This window comes from Streptomyces sp. NPDC104581 (assembly GCF_055583685.1).
The window spans coordinates 1-17379 of sequence record NZ_JBVJNN010000025.1 but is presented as its reverse complement, the minus strand read 5'-3'; the positions used below and the strand labels follow the sequence as shown (position 1 = coordinate 17379).

Below are 17379 nucleotides of genomic sequence, written 5' to 3'. Positions count from 1 at the left end.
GGACGGGGCCGGACGAACCGGCCCCGTCCGGCCCGATCCGCTGACCGCAGAAGCGGTACTCAGCTCCGATACGGGTTGTAGCCGCCGTAGTCGATGTACGGCGGCGGCGTCCACACCCGCCCCGTCGCCCGCGCCGCGTACGCCAGCGCGGGCGACGCCGTCTCCCGGCGCTGCCACAGGTGGTGCAGCAGCTCCTGCTCCCGTTCGACGTAGTCCGGTCCCGCCCTGCCGTGCCGCGCGTGGTGGCGCAGGAACGCCAGCGAGGTCGCGAACGCCTCGTACTCGGCGACCGTGCGGGCCGCGGCGGGCCCGTGGTCGCGCCCCGCGACGGTGCGCGCCATCGAGCGCGCCCGCATCGAGGACAGGGCGAGCGGCTCGGCCCCGGCGAGCCAGCCGGCCGCCGCGTACGCGGGCAACTCGGCCGCGACCGTGCGCAGTTCGCGCTGCCGGCTCCATATCGCCAGCCAGGTCAGCAGGGCGAACGCGGGCACCATGAAGGCCGCGTACACCGCGTAGAAGCCGTACGGGCCGAACAGCGACGACGAGCCGTTCCACAGGGCGTGCGTGCCCATGGCCAGCACGAGGCCGAGGACCGGCATCAGATGACGGCGCACGCGCTGGCGGCGCGTGGCCAGCGCGGCGATACCGAAGCCGATGCCCGTCAGCACCGTGAACAGCGGATGCGCGAACGGCGACATCACGACCCGGACGAAGAAGGTCGCCGCGGTCACGGACGCCAGGCCCGAGTTGCCGATCTGCTGGTCCTCGCCGAAGGCGCTGCCGAGATAGAGGATGTTCTCGGTGAACGCGAAACCGGTCGCGGTGAAGCCCGCGACGACGACTCCGTCGACCAGACCAGTGAAGGACCGCCGGCGGAAGAGGAAGATCAGCAGGATCGCGCCGGCCTTCGCGCTCTCCTCGACGATCGGCGCGACCACGGTGGCGCCCAGGGACTCCGCGCCACCGGGATCGGCGGTGGCGGTGGCTATCCACTGGGTCGCGAAGGAGTTCGCCGTTATCGCCACGAGGGCGGCGGCGCAGGCACCCCAGGCGAAGGCGAAGAGGAGATCGCGCCAGGGGCCCGGCTCGACCCGGTCCAGCCAGCGGAAGGCCGCCATCAGCAGCGGCACGGGCAGGATCGCCAGACCGAGACCGACCAGGAAGCCCTGGGTGCCGGTCTGTTCCCGGACGAGCGACAGGATCAGCAGTCCGCACAGGGCGAGCAGGATGACCACCGCGCCCGCGCGCACCGCCGGGTGGCGCCAGGGTGAACGGCGCGGCCGGTAGCGCCAGCGGGACCGCTCCGGCACGGCGGCCCACATGTCACCGAGCCGCCGCTGCTGCTCGTACGCGGGGACGGACGGGTGCGCGGGTGCGGGCACGGGCCCGGGTGGGGGTGAAGGCGCGGTCGTGGGCGGGGACGGTCGGAACGGTTCGGACACCTGCCGACCCTAACGAGGGGCACCGACAACCCGCGACGGTGCCCGGCCCGTCCCGGCGCGGCCCGCCCCGGCCCGGCGCTACTTTCCGGAGACGCCCCGGTCCGCCGTCGCGCCGTCCGAGACCCGGCGGAAGAGCAGGTCGCGCACGGCGTGCCCCTTCTCCAGGCCCTGGCCCTCGAACCGGGTGAGCGGCCGGAAGCCGGGCCGGGGCGCGTAGCCGGTGTCGGGAGAGGTGTTCTCGTAGGCGGGGTGCGCGGTCAGTACGCCGAGCATCTGCTCGGCGTACGGCTCCCAGTCGGTGGCGCAGTGCAGTACGGCGCCGGGCTTCAGCCGGGGCGCGACCAGGTCGAGGAACTCGGGCTGGATCAGCCGCCGCTTGTGGTGGCGCTTCTTGGGCCACGGGTCGGGGAAGTAGACGCGGAGCCCGGCCAGCGAGCGGGGCGGCAGCATCTCCCGCAGCAGGATGATCGCGTCGCCGTTGGCCACCCGGATGTTGGACAGCCCGTTCCGCTCGGCGAGCCGCAGCAGGTTCCCCTGCCCCGGTGTGTGGACGTCGGCGGCGAGTATCCCGGTGTGCGGGTCGTCGGCGGCCATCCGCGCGGTCGCCTCGCCCATGCCGAAGCCGATCTCCAGGACCACCGGCAGCCCGCCGAACATGGCGTCGAGATCGAGGACGCTCCGGCCGTCGATGTCCAGGCCCCAGGAGGGCCAGAGCCGCCGCAGGGTGTCGGCCTGCCCGGTCGTCACACGGCTGCGGCGCGGCTGGAAGCTGCGGATACGGCGCTCGAAGTGCGATCCGGCGGGGTCGGCGGCCGGGCCCCTGCCCTCGGGGAACATCCGGCTCCGGGGGTCGGTGCGGTCGGCGGGCGCGTTGTCGGCGCTGTCGCCGTCGCGTTCGCGGTCGCTGTTCGGGTTCATCTGGGTCTGGGACACGTTTTCTCGGGCACGTCGGGGTCGGGCGGGATCCTCTCGATTCTACGGACCCGCCGGCAGTGCCCGTGGTGGCCGGTGGGGACCGGGGGCACCTCCGGCAGCCGGGAGCCGGACGCGGCTTCCTGGACGCGCCCTACGCGCCGTCCGCTTCCCTCAGCATCGTCAGCGCCCGCTCCGCCACCTCGCGGCCGATCGGCAGCGCGGCCGTCGCCGCCGGTGACGGGGCGTTGAGCACATGGACCGTGCGCGGTGCGCGCTGGATCAGGAAGTCGTCGGCCAGCGTGCCGTCGCGCAGCACCGCCTGGGCGCGCACGCCGGCGGTCGCGGGGCGCAGATCGGCGTCCGTCACGGCGGGCAGCAGTCGGCGTACGGCGGTGGCGAAGGCGCGCTTGGACAGCGAGCGCCTCAGCTCGCCCGCGCCGTACCGCCAGTGTCTGCGGGCTGTCCGCCAGGAGCCGGGCCAGCCCAGGGTGCCCGCCATCTCACGGGGGCGCACGGCGGACCAGGAGTACCCCTCACGGGCCAGCGCGGGCACCGCGTTGGGGCCGACATGGACGCCGCCGTCGACACCGCGCGTCAGATGCACCCCCAGGAACGGAAAGGCCGGGTCCGGCACCGGATAGACCAGCCCGCGGACCAGATCCGGCCGGGCCAGCTCGAAGTACTCGCCCCGGAAGGGGACGATCCGCATGCCCGGGTCGTCGCCCGCGAGCCGCGCCACCCGGTCGCACTGGAGCCCCGCGCAGTTGACGAGGGCGCGGGCCCTGACCACCTCACCGGCGGCCGTACGGACGGCGACACCCCACTCCCGCCGGTCGACGGCGGTGACCTCCGCGCCGTACCGCACGGACGCGCCCGACGCCTGCGCCGAATCGGCGAGCCGCGCCGCGACGGCGCCGAAGTCGCACACCCCGGTCGTGGCGACATGGATCGCGGCCAGACCGCGCACCTCCGGCTCGTACTCCATGATCTGGGCCGGGCCCAGCTCACGGACCGGAATGCCGTTCTCCCTGCCGCGCTGGACCAGGGCGTGCAGCCGGGGCAGTTCGTCGCGGCCGGTGGCCACGATGAGCTTGCCGGTGACCTCGTGCGCGATGCCGTACTCCGCGCAGAACTTGACCATCTCCGCCGCGCCCTTGATCGCGTAGCGCGCCTTGAGGGATCCGGGGCGGTAGTACACACCGCTGTGGATGACTCCGCTGTTGTGCCCCGTCTGGTGCCGCCCGGGGCCGGGCTCCTTCTCCAGGACCGTCACACGGGTGCCGGGGGCGGCACGGGTGAGGGCGTAGGCCGTCGAGAGACCGACGATGCCGCCACCGATCACCAGCACGTCGCAGTCGAAGCCACGGCCGCCCACGCGACCCGAGCCGTCTGTCTTCACTCGCGCAACCTCCCACCCCGATAGTGCACTGGCCCACTGACAGTGCCCTTAAACCACCGGGGTGCCACACGTGTCCCTCATCGTTCACCGGGCATCCGGCCGGCGGGCCCGCCCACCGGTGCCCGCGGCGGCGCGCCCGCCCGGCCGTCCCGCGTACGCCTACGCGGGCGCCACCAGCAGCGGACGGGCCCGCTCCCGCAGCTCCGCGACCCTCGGCTCGTCGCCGTACGGCTCCAGACGGTGCAGCAGGTCCCGTACGTACTCCGTGGTGCGCGCCGACGAGATCCGCCCCGCCACCTCCACGGCACGGGTACCCGCCGCGCACGCGGCGTCCAGATTGCCCGACTCCAGTTCGGCGACCGCGCTCACCACCAGGCGTAACCCGTGCGACCGTGCGAACTCCTCGGTCGGCCGGGACAGCGCCTGCTCGTTGAAGCGCCGCATCTGATGCGGCACCTTCAGATCGCGGTAGCACTCGGCGGCGTCGGCGGCGAAGCGGTCGTAGGAGTAGAAGCCCAGCCAGCTCGGGTCGGCGTCGCCCGCGCGGGAGCGCTCCAGCCAGCCCTCCGCCGCCTTGAGCGCGGCCCCGGCCGCCGCCGCGTCGCCCGCCTTCGCGTGCGCGCGTGCCTCGACGAGCCGGAAGAAGCTCATGGTGCGGGCGGTCGCGAGCCCCCGGTTGCGTTCGAGCGCGGCCTGGGCCAGGTCCACGCCCTCGTCGGCGAAACCGCGGTACGTCGCCTGGAGGGACATCGAGGCCAGCACATAGCCGCCGAGCGGCACGTCCGCCGCCGCGCGGGCCAGCCGCAGCGCCTGGATGTAGTACCGCTGCGCCGCCTCCTGCTGGCCGGTGTCGAAGGCCATCCACCCGGCCAGCCTGGTCAGTTCGGCCGTCGCGCCGAAGAGACCGCGGCCGACCTCGTCGCTGTAGGCGGCGAGCAGCAGCGGCGCCGCGTCGACGCGCAGGCACTCGGGCACCATCGACGAACGCCAGTCCCCGCCGCCGTACTTGGAGTCCCAGCGCCGGGCGTCGGCCGCCGCCTCGCGGAGCTTGGCGACATCGCTGTGGCCCACGCGCAGGGGCGACAGCTCGCCACCGCCGTCGGCCCCCTGGGCCCCGGGGCCGGCCGCCGCGGGCACGAGGGGTGGCCCCGGGGGCGCGGTCAACCCCGGTCCGCCGTGCGCCGGGTGCGCTCTGCGCGCCGCCTCGGCCATCGCCGCGTCCCGCGCGACGGACGAGTCGGCGGGCGATATCAGCCACCGCGAAGCGGGCGTGGCATATGCGCTGACCGCGAAGGAACCGGCCAGCGACTGCCAGATGCCACCGCTGCCCGCCCGTCGGCCCGCCAGGTCCAGCCGGTACAGATCGGTCGCCGACCGCACCGCCTCACCCACGTCGCGCGGGAAGGCGAGACCCACCTCCGGCGCCGGATCGGCGTCGGCCAGGCCGATTTCGTGCAGTGGCACGGGCCGGCCGAGCTTGGAGCCGATGGCCGCGGCGATCAGATGGGGCGCCGCACCCTGCGGGATCATCCCCTTCGAGACCCACCGCGCCACCGACGTCTTGTCGTACCGAAGCGTCAGACCGCGCTGCGACCCGAGGTCGTTGACCCGCCGGGCGAGACCGGCGTTGCTGATTCCCGCGAGGGCGAGAACGGTGCCGAGCTTCTCGTTCGGCCCGCGTAGCTCCCTGGACATGCGTCACCCCTCGACACACAGACGGCCGCCGCGCCGGCCCCTCTTTCTGAGGAACCCCGTGGCATTCGTAAACCCAGCGTAGTTCGCCGCATCCCTACCGTTAAGGGGCGGACGTCCGGATGGCGGGATTGTTGTCCGCACGCGAGTGCGTGTGAAACCCGCCGCGGATCGAACGTGCTCCGGGCGTGTGGCCGTGCGCCCGGCCGTGCGCTCTTGGCCTAAAGAGGCCGGGAGCGCTTCGATGAGTGCTGCGTGGGTCGGCCCGCTGCGTACTGGAACCAGTGGGCTGGGGGACACCGCCGCCTCATTTCCCCGCGGGTGGCGGATCGGTCCGGGAGGTGATGGCGCCTCCCGGACTGTACATTTACCGACGTTCTGTCGGCGGATCGGGCTCGGAGATTGGCTGAATCCTGTCTGTCCGGCCGGAGCCCCTCACCGCGTCAACTGGCCTTTGCCAGGGGCGCATTCGCATTTCGCGCTCCCTCACGGGGGCCACTCCTGTGTGCCGTTGTCGTGGCAGCATGTTCACGAACGACTGATGACGACGGGTACGACTCTTGGTCCACAGGCTGTGGAGGCGCCGATGCGCTGGTTGGTGGGGTGGAGCAGTATCGCCGCGAGCTTCGGCACGGCGGGCTCCGTGGGCGATCAGTCCGAGGGCCGCACGGTCCACCCCGTCGGCTCCCAACTCCTGTGGGGAGACCCCGATCCGCTCTGGGCCGTCGGCGACTGGCGCGACGACGAGGTCCGCGTCGTCAGCGTCGACCCGTTCACCCGGCTCGCCGTGTTCGGCTGCTGCGGAGCCACCGACGAACAGCTGAAGATCGGCCTGTTCGCCGCCCGCGGCGGCGCCCTGCGCCATCTCACCGCCTGGCCCGGCAGCTACACGGCGGTCGCCCAGATCGGCCGCCGGATCACCGTTGCCGGCGACCTCGCCGGCGCGAGACCCGTCTTCCACACGCCGTGGGCGAACGGCACCGCGTACGCCACCGCCGCCCTGCCACTCGCCGACCTCATCGAGGCACAGCTCGACATCGGACACCTCGCGGCGCTGCTCGCCTGCCCCGAGACCCCCGAGGCGCTGCGCGACTCCACACCGTACGCGGGCGTCAAACGCGTCCCGCCCGGCCACGCCCTCGTCCTGCGCGAGGGCTCCCGTGAGATCACCGGGTACGAACAGGTCTCCTCGCTCGCCGTCGCCGCCCCCCAGGTCGACCCCGAACGGGCCGTCGAGGGAGTCAGGGACGCCCTCGTCGAAGCCGTACGGGCCAGACTCCTGGCGCCGCGTCACGCACCCGAGACCACACCGCCCGACCCCGGTCCGGTGCCCGGCATGGGGCCCGCCGACCGGCGCGCCGCCCGCGGCGGCCCCGTCCCCGGCATCGGCGCCGACCTGTCGGGCGGCAGCGCATCCGGCACCCTCGCCCTGCTCGCCGCCGGACTGCCCGGTGCGCCCGGCACCGTACTCGGCCACGGCACCGGCGCCGGCGAACGGCTCCTCGCCGTCACCTTCAACGACCTGGCCACCGGCGGGCGCGAGGCCGAACTGGAACGGGCCCGCGCCATGGCCTCCAATCCCCGGCTGCACCACGTGGTCGTCGCCGCGGGCGAAGAGGCCCTGCCCTACGCCGAGTTGGAGGGCCCGCTGACCGACGAGCCCGGCCCCTCCCTCGTCACCGCCGAACGCCACCGCCGCAGACTCGCCGCGGGCAGCGCCGACCACTTCACCGGCGCCGGGGCCCGCGAGGTGCTCGACGCCCACCCCGCGCGCCTGGCCGACCTGCTGATCGACCGGCGCCGCCGCGACCTGCTGCGGCCGGCCACCGCGCTCGCCAAGGCCCAAGGGCCCGCGGCGGGCTCGCTGTTCGTGCCACTGACCGTCTACCGCGCGGCCCGCCGCCTCGCCCGTACGCCCTACCGCACCGGACTCGAAGAGGCAGCCGCGCGACTGCCCGGCGCCCACCGCGAACGCGAGGCGCCTGCCGCCGACGGGCCGCTGGGCGCCTCCCTCGCCGCGCTCACCTGGTCACGGCCCGGACCGGCGGCGCGCTGGCTCACGGGCGAGGCCCTGGCCGAAGTATCGGTTCGTCTCACATCGGCGGCCATCCGCCCCACATCCGTCCAGCGGCCCGGAGAGGCCCGCGCACGGGCCGCGCTGGCCCGGCACGCCGCCGACCACCGGATCTTCGAGCAGGCCGCCGAGATCCGCAGCCAGCGGCTCCACGCGCCGTTCTTCGACAACCAGGTCGTACGGGCCTGCCGAGCCCTCCCCGAATCGCTGCGGGTCCAGCCCGGCGCCCGCGCCGACGTGCTGCGCGCGGTCCTCGCCGGCGCGGGCATCCACGACCTGCCGCCGGGCTGGGGCGCCACGACGCACGCGACGTCCGCCGCCGCGACCCGCACCGGGATGCGGGCGGCCGTCGGCGATCTCATCGCCCTGTTCGACGCGCCGCTGCTGGCCGACGCCGGACTGATCGAGGCACGTGTGGTGCGCAAGGCGCTGCGCAAGGCGGCCGAGGGCGAACCGATCCCGCTGGACGGCATCGCCGACCTCGTCTCCACGGAACTCTGGCTCCGGCGGCTGCTGTCCCGCCGCGGCACCTGCTGGACCGGCACGGCGGCCCCGCGCCAGCGCGCGGTGGCGGGCGGCGTGGTCCCACGCCGCCCCACCCTGCACCCCTGAGGCGTCGCCCCGAGGAGCGAACGGCTCCTCCGTCCGTCCGGCCGGTCACCCGCAACTGATGCTGGACCGCGCCCAGTCGGCCACCGCCACCGAGTCGGACGGCGTGTGCGGTTCGACCACCAGCCGGATCCTCTTCCGGCCCGCGATCCCCACATTCACCGGCACCGCGTCCTCGCCGCCGCGCACCACCGGGGACCGCCAGAGCCGCCCGCCGTCGCCGTACACGGAGAAGCGCACCGCGCCCAGACCGAGCGTCAGATCGTCCACGCCGACCATCGCCCGGTAGGTGACGCAGGGGCGGTTGAGCTGGATGGTCACCGAACCCGAGGCGTGCATGGACGCCCCGTGCTCGTACCGCGCGCCGCCGATCGACATGCCGGGGCGCTGCCAGAGCCAACTGCTCTGCCCGATCAGCACCTCGGGCCCGGACCCGTCACCGGTCACGTCGAAACTGAGCCGGTTCACCTGGTACTCCTCCGGTGCCGGAGGGGGCGGCGGCGCCGGGGCGGGCGGCTTCGGCGCGGCCGGCGGCGGCGCCTCGGGCTCCGGTTCCGGTTCTGGTTCGGGCTTCGGCGGTGCCGGTTCCGCCTCCGTCGGCGTGGGACTCGGCTCCGGTTCTGGCTTCGGCGCGGGCTTCTCGGGCGGTGGCGTCGGCCGGGGCTCCGGGGCCGGCGCGGCCGGTGGCTCCGGTTCCGGCGCGGGTTCCTCGGGTACCACGGGCTGTACGACGGGCGGCTTCGCCCGCGGCTCGTCGGGAACCTCGTCCCCCGTCAGCGCCCACACCAGCCCGGCCGCCGCGGCGAGGGCGACGACCGCAGCGATCCCCGCCTTCATCGGCGCGCCCAGCCCCTCGGCCGCCGCGCCGCCCGCCGCACCGGCGGCGCCGCCCGCCGAGCCCGACGCGCCGCCGGCCGCGGCCGCCGCACCGGCCCCGGCCGCGCCGGCCGCGCCGCCGGCGACGACCCCGGCGGCCTTGAGCGAGTAACCGGCCGCGAACCAGCCGATCACCGCGATCGGGAGCACCGCCGGAATCCCGGCGTTGACGTGCGCCAGCTCGCCCGCCACGATCCGGCACTTCGCGCACTCGTCCAGATGCTTGCGCAGCCCGCGCTCGGCGCGGATCCGCAGCCCGCCGCGTGCGAACGCCCCGAGCCGGTCGGCGTACCGCGCGCAGTCGCCGGCCGTGGCGACCGCCGTGTTCACATGTGCCTGGAGATACGCCTGCTTCAGACCCTCACGCGCCCGACTGGCCAGCACCGCCGTGGCGTTGGCCGTGAGGCCGAAGAGCGGTGCCACCTCGCTCGGCGACTCCTCCTCGACGGTGGTGTGCCAGAGCACCGCCTGCCAGCGCTCGGGCAGACTGCGGAACGCCCGCATCGCGAGCGACCGTTCGGCCTCGCGCATGGCCCGCACGTCCGCGCCCAGATCGACGGTGTCGTCGTCCGAGACCTCGGACGAGCGGGCGGACTCCGCCGCGAACACCGCGAAGTCCTCGACCAGTTGCTCGCGCTTGGCCGTCTTCGTCCACGCCGCGGCGACGCGCCGCACGGTCGTGAGCAGATACGCGCGCACCGCCTGCTCGGGACCCGCGCCCCCGCGCACCGCCTGGAGTGTGCGCGCGAACACCTCGGCCGTCAGATCGTCCGCGGTGTGGGCGTCCCGGCAGCAGGTGCGCGCGTAACGCAGCACGGCCGCCGAATGGCGCCGGTACAGCTCCTCGTACGCCCCGTCGTCCCCGTCCCGCATGCGCTGGATCAACTCGGCGTCCGACGGGGGCAGATCGGCTGCCCGCCCCTCCACGGGGGCCCCGGCCGGCCGGCCGCCGTGCTCGCGCTGCGACGGCACACTGGCGTCCGCCCCGTCCGGCGTCGGCACAGGCACCACAGGACCGGCAGGCGGACCGACGGAAGCACCGGTGGGACCGACAGGCCCGGACGCCCCGGACGAGCCTCCCGGCCCGCCCTGGCTCGGCACCTGCCCGGACGGGGGCCCTCCGGGCTCCGTACTCCCGGCGCCGCCACCCAGTGGCTCGTTCCGTCCGTCACCGCTCATCGCGCAAGCCCCCGTAGCGTCCTGCCGACCCGAAACACCGAGTCAGCGTGCCACAGCGCCCGCCACCGCCAAACCCCCGTTGACAGCGGCCACTCGAACGTGATTCGTCACCGGAACAAGGGCGCGGGACCACGACCCGACCGGCCCCGTTCGACCGGCCGGCGCGGAAACGTCGTTCACCAGGACGTCCGTACCCGAAGCACCTGCCGGAAGGCGTTCACGGCGATGCCCACGGCGAGGCGTGGTGCGGTAGTCGGACGAACTGCTGTCCGGACTACCACCCCACCACCTCAAGTTGACGTCGCCGAACACCGCGGGCACCCACCGGGCACCCGCACTACGCCGCCCGGGACCGAAGCCCTTCGAGCAGGATGTCCAGCAGCCGGGCCGAAGCCGCCGCCTGCTGAGCCGCGTCCGGCAGCGCGGGCGCCGCCGTGGCTATCACCAGCAGGACATCGGCCACCGTCACCCCCGGCCGCAGCTCTCCGGCCGACCGGGCGCGCTCGACCAACTGCCCCACGACATCGAGCAGTTCGACCGTCCCGGAAGCCGAATCCACCAGCTCCTTGTCCAGGGCGCCGACCTGGTCGGCGGAGGTGTGCTCCCCCGCCACGACCACGCGCAGATCCGGCTGACCGGACTGCCGCTGGTGCGGCACCCGTGCCTCGTCCGCCGAGTCCGGCACGACCGTCGACTCGTCGACGTCGACCCCGACCCTCAGCACCTGCGGCGGCAGCAGCCTGCCCGCGCCGGAAGCCACCGACGTCCGCAGGAAGCGCGCGAGCGCGGACCACGGCTCGTCCTCCTGCCCCAGAGCCGCCCGAGCCTGCTCCGTCAGCCGGGAGGTCTCCTCCTCGGCTATACGGCGGACCAGCACGTCCTTGCTGGGGAACCGCCGGTATACCGTGCCGACCCCGACACGGGCCCGGCGCGCGACGTCCTCCATCGGCGCCCCGTAACCGAGCTCGCCGAACACCTCACGAGCCGCCCGCAGGACATGTTCGAGATTGCGCTGAGCGTCGACGCGCAGCGGTGCGGCCCGGCCGACACCGCCCGTGCTCGCGCGTCCGTTGCCGTCCGCGGAGACGACGGCCTGCCAATGAGAATCCTGAATGTGCATAAGCGTTCCCCCGGTAATGACGTCTCCCCCCGGAGACCTCCCCGCCTTGACAGCCGGGGCTTTTCGACCAGTCACGGTCGACACCCCGACGGAGTACGAACATAGTTGAGCCCCGGGGAATTCAGAAGGGGGTGGTTCCGCACAGTGCGCCCCCCGATCGGAGCAAGGACCGGAAGATGCCTGATTCGACACTCTCCAGCCACCGGCCCCGCACCACCTGACCTGCGAACCTTCCCCGCCACAGGGGGATTTGCGCCCTCAGGGCCCGCGGAGGGCTCCGGTCACACAATTTGCCGGGGCTGTGGACAAACCAAGGAGCCCGATGCCTCATGGGGTGGTGAAGGCAGAGATCTCCCGGGGGACGACCCCCGCACCACCGCCCCGCGCACGCGTTCTCGTCGTCGGCGGCGGCTACGTCGGGATGTACACCGCGCTCCGGCTCCAGCAGAAGCTCAGGCGCGGCGAGGCGGAGGTCGTGGTCGTGTCGCCCAACCCGTACATGACCTACCAGCCGTTCCTGCCCGAGGCCGCCGCCGGCTCGATCTCACCGCGCCACGTCGTGGTGCCGCTGCGCCGCGTCCTGCCGGACTGCAAGATCATCGTCGGTGAGGCGAGATCCATCGACCACGCCGGGCGCGTCGCGACACTCACCACCCTCGCCTCCGAGGAAGAGGCCGCCGCGAGGGCCGACACCCACCGACCCGGAGCCGGCACCCCGGACGCGGACGCCGTCCCCGGATCCTTCGAGATGACGTACGACGAACTCGTCCTCGCCCCCGGCTCCGTCTCCCGCACCCTCCCGGTCCCCGGCCTCGCCGAACACGGCATCGGCTTCAAGACCGTCGAGGAAGCCATCGCCCTGCGCAACCACGTCCTGGAACAGATGGACATCGCCTCCTCCACCCGCGACCCGGAACTGCGCGACGCCGCACTCACCTATGTCTTCGTCGGCGGCGGCTACGCGGGCGTCGAAGCGCTCGCAGAACTGGCCGACATGGCCCGCTACGCCACCCGCTACCACCACAACGTCAAGGCAGACGACCTGAAGTGGATCCTGGTCGAGGCATCGGACCGAATCCTCCCCGAAGTCGGCCACGACATGGGCAAGTACGCCGTCCGCGAGCTGCGGGCCCGCAACATCGACGTACGTCTCGGAACCCGGCTCGACTCCTGCCGGAACCGGATCGCCGTACTGAGCGACGGCACCCGCTTCCCCACCCGCACCGTCGTCTGGACGGCGGGCGTCAAACCGCACCCCGTCCTCGCCGCCAGCGACCTGCCCCTCGACGGACGCGGCAAGCTCATCTGTACGGCCCGGCTCACCGTCGACGGCACCGAGCACGCCTGGGCGGCGGGTGACGCGGCCGCCGTCCCCGACCTGGCGGCGGACGAGCCCGGCGCCGAATGCGCCCCCAACGCGCAACACGCCGTCCGCCAGGCCCGGGTACTCGCCGACAACATCGTCGCCTCCCTGAGAGGCGAACCGCTGACCGACTACCGTCACCGGTACGCCGGTTCCGTCGCCTCGCTCGGCCTCCACAAGGGCGTCGCGCAGGTGTACGGCCGAAAGCTCAAGGGCCGTCCGGCATGGCTGATGCACCGCGCGTACCACCTCAGCCGCGTCCCCACCTTCAACCGCAAGGCGCGCGTACTGGCGGAGTGGACCCTCTCGGGACTGTTCAAACGGGAGATCGTCTCCCTCGGCTCCCTGGAGCACCCACGGGCCGAGTTCGAACTCGCCGCCGGAATGGAACGACCCAGAGACGTCTGACGTCCCCTGTCAGTCCCGTCGGCCACACTGAACGTGTGACCATAGGTGGGTTCACATCTGCACAGAGTGATTCCGCAGAGAGCGATCCGGTAGCCCGCCAAGGCGAACAGCAACGACACCATGAGGCCTGAAAATCCGTGAATTTCACGCGTTGGAGCGCCCGGCTCCCCGGTACACAGCGCCGCATCGCCGCGCGGACGGGCTCGGGAGACTCCCCTGCCAAGCCACGCGACAATTCCGCGCATTCACCGGGCGCCAAGAGTTCCGTGCCCGCCGCCCGTGGTGAATTCGAACGACACGGCGAGCACGACGGCGACCGGACCGGCGGGCACCCGGACGGAAGACCGGGCGGGGAGCCGGCGGGAATCCCCGTCCTCGAAGAGCTCTCCGTCCGCGACGTCCTCGGCGGTCTCCCCGCCCTCGTCGCGCTGGTGTACGGCCCCGATCACCGCGTGGCGTACGTCAACGACGCCTACACGGACGCCTTCGGACCACGCGAGCCCGGCACGGCCGCGGCCGACGGCTGCCCCGAACTCGTCGAGCTGGGCCTGATGCCCCTGATGGACCAGGTGCTGCGCAGCGGGAAGCCCCGCACGGTCAAGTCCCGCAAGGTCCTGGCGGCCACACCCGGCGCGCCGCCGCACACCGCCGCCCACGCCTCGGTCAACGGCTCGGCGACCGTGGCCCGTGACGGTTCGTACACGGTGACCTGCACCCCCGTCGAGACCGGCGGGGCCGGCGGCGTCCTGGTCTTCGCCGCCGACGTCACCGACCACGCCGAGGCCGCCGAACGCCTGCGCGCCAGCGAGCGCCGGCTCCGCGAGACCGCCGTCGCCCTCCAGCGCTCACTGCTCCCCCAGGAGCTGGAACAGCCCGACGACCTGCGCGTCGCCGCCACATACCAGCCGGGCGGTACGGACGCGGCCGTCGGCGGCGACTGGTACGACGTGATCACCCTCGGCGCCGGCCGCACGGCCCTGGTCATCGGCGACGTCATGGGCCGCGGCGTCCGCGCGGCGGCCGTCATGGGTCAACTGCGCACCGCCGTCCGCGCGTACGCCCGCCTCGACCTGCCCCCGCACGAGGTCCTGCAACTGCTCGACGGACTCGCCGCCGAGATCGACCCCAGCCAGATCGCCACCTGCGTCTACGCGGTCCACGACCCCAACGAGGGCCGGCTCGTCTACGCGTCTGCGGGCCATCTGCCCATCCTCGTACGTGCCGAGGACGGCAGCGTCGCGCGCGCCGCCGACCCGACGGGCCCCCCGCTCGGCACGGGCGGCTGGATCCACACGTCCGGCTCCATCGAGCTGGCACCCGGCTCGACCGCCGTCCTCTATACGGATGGTCTCGTCGAGCGCCGCAGCGAGGACATCGACGAGGGCGTGGCGTCCCTGGAACGCGCGCTGGCCGGCGCCAAGGGATCACCCCAGGTCGTCTGCGACCGGCTGATCCGCGCGATGGGCGTCACCGCCGAGCACGACGACGACGTCGCGGTCCTCGTCCTCCAGCACCCCGCCCGCACCGGGCACTCCGCCGAGCTGTTCCACAACGCCGCGCTCGACCTGCTCGGCGGCATCGAGGCCGCCCCGCGCGCCCGCGCGTTCGCCTCGGGAGTCCTGGCCTCATGGCGCTTCCCCGTCGAACTCAAGGACCTTGGCGTCCTCGCCACCAGCGAACTCGTCGCCAACTCCCTCCAGCACGGCACCCCGCCGATGCGGCTCAGACTCCGCCGCACGGACCGCAGGCTGATCATCGAGGTCACCGACGGGGACGACCATCTGCCGCTGCGCCGCCACGCGGAACCGGCGGACGAGGCGGGCCGCGGTATCTCGATCGTCGCGACGATCGCCTCGTCCTGGGGCTCCCGTCGTACACCGGGCGGCGGGAAGGCGGTCTGGTGCGAGTTCGCCCTGCCGCACTGACGGACGGCGCGGCGCCCTCAGTAGGAGGCGGGGACGGCCTCGGGCTTGTGGACGGCCACGACACGCGAGCCGTACGCCAGTGACGGCTGGTCCTGGACGGGGGTGAGCCACCGCCCCAGCCGGAGCGCCAGCACGCTGACACCGAGCGAGAAGAGTACGAACGTCACGATGTACGGGCCGTGCAACGCGGCCCCCATCGGGCCGCCCACAGCCGGCCCCACGGCCAGCGCGAGCTGCTTGACCAGGGCGAAGGCGGCGTTGTACTGCCCGACCATCCCGTCCGGCGCCAGGTCCGCCACCAGCGGGGCCACGGTCGGCGACAGCATCGACTCACCGAGTCCGAACAGCGCGTACGTGGAGATGAAGGCGGCGGTCGCCATCGTCTGGCTGCCGTGACCCAGGCCCGCGTACCCGGCGATGATCCAGGCGAGCGCCCAGATCAGCCCGACGGAGGCGACGACCCGGCTCCGCCGGCGCCGCTCGACGAGCCTGAGCACGACGAACTGCGCGACGACGATCACGGCGGTGTTGGCGGCCAGCGCGATCCCGAGCGTCGACGGGTCGATCCCGGCGGCCTCGGTGCCGTACGCCGCCAGCCCCGACTCGAACTGCCCGTAGCAGGCGAAGAACAGCACGAAGCCCAGCACACACAGCTGCACCATCGCCCGGTGTCCGAGCAGCGCGCGCATTCCGCCACCCCCGGCCCTCGCCGCCATCTCCTCGGGAAGGGAGGCCGTGGCGGACATGCGCGGGAGCCGGACCGTGCCCGCGACGGCGGCCAGCACGAGGAACATCGCGGCCTCGATGCCGAACAGCAGGGTGAAGCTTCCCGGCCTGCCGACATCGACGAGCTGTCCACCGATCAGACCACCGACGCCGAGCCCGAGGTTCTGGAGGAAGAACTGCGTCGCGAAGGCCCGGGTCCGGCCCGACGGCTCGGAACACCACACGATCATCGTGGCGAGCGCGGGCTGCATGACTGCCGTACCGGCGCCGAGCAGCACGGCCGAGAGCACGGCGGCGGACACACTCGCCGCCACCCCCATACCGACGGCGCCCACGGCGGCGAGCACCGCACCACCGACGACGACGGGCAACGGGCCGCGCCGGTCGATGACACGCCCGGTGAAGGGCAGGACGACAAGAGCGGCCATGGCGAAGACGGCGAGCACTGCCCCCGCCGTACCGGCACCCAGGTCCCGCACCTGGGCCACATACACATAGAGATACGGGACCGTGAACCCGAGCCCGAACGCGCTCAGCGCGTTCCCCGCCTGGATCCGGCGCATCGCGGCGCCCATCACCCTGGTCACACTCACCCGCCTCTGAGGAGAAGACTCAACACTGGAAGACCTGAAATCTGAAGACTTCAAAGCTAAAGTTAGAAGCTCAACAATACACACCGAAGGACTTCAACGCCAACGACGGGCGTGCCATACTGCCCGGCATGTCAGACACCCCCGACGAACCGAGCCTCGACGAACAGATCGCCGCCTATCAGCGCGAGTTCGACGACCTCGACCCCCAGGTGGAGAAGGTCGTCTCGGCGCTCGGCCGGCTCAACCGCCGGATGAACGTGGCGTACGGGAGACAGGTCTCCGACCTCGGCATCAGCAACGCCGAATGGGAAGTCCTGAAGACCCTGGTCCTTGCCGGAGCCCCGTACCGCCTCGGCCCCGGGGAGCTGGCCAAACGCCTCGGCCTCACCCCGGCGGCGATGACCCACCGCGTCGACCGCATGGCGGCGGAGGGCCTGGTCACGCGCGACCGGGACGAGAACAACCGCGTACGGGTGATCGTCGAGCTGACGGACGAGGGTCGTACGAAGTGGCTGGAGGCCATGCGTATGGCCTCGGACTTCGAGGAGGACCTGCTCCAGGACCTCTCGGCCGAGGAACGCGGGATCCTGGGCGCCTTGTTGACCCGCCTGCTCCGCCGGGTGGAACACGCCCAGCCGGACGCCGGCGGGCGCCTGACCGACCTGGACTGACGTGGGGCGGCGAGAACCGAAGCGCACCGGCGGGGAACTGACGGGGGCTCGGGCCGTCGGAGACCGGCCCGGCGGCGGGTGCGGCCGACCCGAGTTGACACCGCCCGGACCGGTCCGTAAGGTTCTTCGAGTTGTCATGGAGCCGTAACGGTTCCACGGCACACTCCGGCCGCTTCGATGCGGCACACAAACTCCGCAGGATCCCCCGGACCGGGAACAATTTCGGCATGCCGAAATCGATTTACCGGGACTCGATTTGTGAGTCGAGGGGGAAACGGTCTAGAGTTTGAAACGTCGGAACGGCCGCAGGGCCGGAAAGACAAACCCGCTGACTGGGAATCAGGCGCCGAAAGGTTCTGATAGAGTCGGAAACGCAAGACAGCACAA

The 17379-nt window shown here is 73.0% G+C and carries 11 protein-coding genes; 4 read left to right on the top strand and 7 right to left on the bottom strand.

Annotated elements, in window-relative coordinates; genetic code table 11:
* Window positions 1-59 precede the first annotated feature (59 nt).
* From ACZ61E_RS20915 to ACZ61E_RS20900, 4 genes are all read right to left on the bottom strand, one after another.
* Complete coding sequence (locus ACZ61E_RS20915) at window positions 60-1322, bottom strand: PrsW family intramembrane metalloprotease (protein WP_469701401.1); 1263 nt, start codon at window positions 1320-1322, stop codon at window positions 60-62.
* A 198-nt stretch (window positions 1323-1520) separates the two neighbouring features.
* A complete protein-coding gene (gene trmB, locus ACZ61E_RS20910; RefSeq protein WP_469701400.1) occupies window positions 1521-2279 on the bottom strand; it encodes a tRNA (guanosine(46)-N7)-methyltransferase TrmB in 759 nt (252 codons plus the stop codon).
* A 229-nt stretch (window positions 2280-2508) separates the two neighbouring features.
* Complete coding sequence (lhgO, locus tag ACZ61E_RS20905) at window positions 2509-3756, bottom strand: L-2-hydroxyglutarate oxidase (RefSeq protein WP_469701339.1); 1248 nt, start codon at window positions 3754-3756, stop codon at window positions 2509-2511.
* Between the two features lie 159 nt (window positions 3757-3915).
* Window positions 3916-5451: a sporulation protein gene (locus ACZ61E_RS20900; protein ID WP_469701338.1), complete on the bottom strand. Its 1536-nt coding sequence runs from the start codon at window positions 5449-5451 to the stop codon at window positions 3916-3918.
* A gap of 583 nt (window positions 5452-6034) precedes the next feature.
* Here ACZ61E_RS20900 and ACZ61E_RS20895 point away from each other — a divergent pair.
* A complete protein-coding gene (locus ACZ61E_RS20895; protein WP_469701337.1) occupies window positions 6035-8134 on the top strand; it encodes an asparagine synthase-related protein in 2100 nt (699 codons plus the stop codon).
* A 45-nt stretch (window positions 8135-8179) separates the two neighbouring features.
* On the opposite strand, the gene ACZ61E_RS20890 is transcribed toward ACZ61E_RS20895, so the two are convergent.
* Window positions 8180-10186, bottom strand: a complete 2007-nt coding sequence (locus tag ACZ61E_RS20890) for a sigma-70 family RNA polymerase sigma factor (protein ID WP_469701336.1) — start codon at window positions 10184-10186, stop codon at window positions 8180-8182.
* Between the two features lie 337 nt (window positions 10187-10523).
* Window positions 10524-11306, bottom strand: coding sequence for a TetR family transcriptional regulator (locus tag ACZ61E_RS20885; RefSeq protein WP_469701335.1), 783 nt, complete (start codon window positions 11304-11306; stop codon window positions 10524-10526).
* Between the two features lie 322 nt (window positions 11307-11628).
* Between ACZ61E_RS20885 and ACZ61E_RS20880 the strand changes: the two genes are divergently transcribed.
* Both ACZ61E_RS20880 and ACZ61E_RS20875 read left to right on the top strand, forming a co-directional pair.
* Window positions 11629-13077, top strand: coding sequence for an NAD(P)/FAD-dependent oxidoreductase (locus tag ACZ61E_RS20880; RefSeq protein WP_469701334.1), 1449 nt, complete (start codon window positions 11629-11631; stop codon window positions 13075-13077).
* A gap of 137 nt (window positions 13078-13214) precedes the next feature.
* Window positions 13215-15002 (top strand): ATP-binding SpoIIE family protein phosphatase, encoded by a 1788-nt coding sequence (locus ACZ61E_RS20875; protein ID WP_469701333.1) that lies wholly within the window; start codon window positions 13215-13217, stop codon window positions 15000-15002.
* Window positions 15003-15019: 17 nt separating this feature from the next.
* On the opposite strand, the gene ACZ61E_RS20870 is transcribed toward ACZ61E_RS20875, so the two are convergent.
* Window positions 15020-16303 (bottom strand): MFS transporter, encoded by a 1284-nt coding sequence (locus tag ACZ61E_RS20870; RefSeq protein ID WP_469701399.1) that lies wholly within the window; start codon window positions 16301-16303, stop codon window positions 15020-15022.
* 146 nt (window positions 16304-16449) lie between these two features.
* Here ACZ61E_RS20870 and ACZ61E_RS20865 point away from each other — a divergent pair, with 146 nt between their 5' ends.
* Entirely contained in the window at window positions 16450-16992 is a 543-nt protein-coding gene (locus ACZ61E_RS20865) for a MarR family winged helix-turn-helix transcriptional regulator (RefSeq protein ID WP_469701332.1), read from the top strand.
* Window positions 16993-17379: the final 387 nt, after the last annotated feature.

Bases quoted from the DNA above. Each gene is read 5' to 3' on its own strand.
- ACZ61E_RS20900 (WP_469701338.1), bottom strand. From the start codon at position 5,451: ATGTCCAGGGAGCTACGCGGGCCGAACGAGAAGCTCGGCACCGTTCTC.
- ACZ61E_RS20880 (WP_469701334.1), top strand. From the start codon at position 11,629: ATGCCTCATGGGGTGGTGAAGGCAGAGATCTCCCGGGGGACGACCCCC.
- ACZ61E_RS20885 (WP_469701335.1), bottom strand. From the start codon at position 11,306: ATGCACATTCAGGATTCTCATTGGCAGGCCGTCGTCTCCGCGGACGGC.
- ACZ61E_RS20895 (WP_469701337.1), top strand. From the start codon at position 6,035: ATGCGCTGGTTGGTGGGGTGGAGCAGTATCGCCGCGAGCTTCGGCACG.
- ACZ61E_RS20870 (WP_469701399.1), bottom strand. From the start codon at position 16,303: ATGGGCGCCGCGATGCGCCGGATCCAGGCGGGGAACGCGCTGAGCGCG.
- trmB (WP_469701400.1), bottom strand. From the start codon at position 2,279: ATGTTCCCCGAGGGCAGGGGCCCGGCCGCCGACCCCGCCGGATCGCAC.
- ACZ61E_RS20865 (WP_469701332.1), top strand. From the start codon at position 16,450: ATGTCAGACACCCCCGACGAACCGAGCCTCGACGAACAGATCGCCGCC.
- ACZ61E_RS20915 (WP_469701401.1), bottom strand. From the start codon at position 1,322: ATGTGGGCCGCCGTGCCGGAGCGGTCCCGCTGGCGCTACCGGCCGCGC.
- ACZ61E_RS20890 (WP_469701336.1), bottom strand. From the start codon at position 10,186: ATGAGCGGTGACGGACGGAACGAGCCACTGGGTGGCGGCGCCGGGAGT.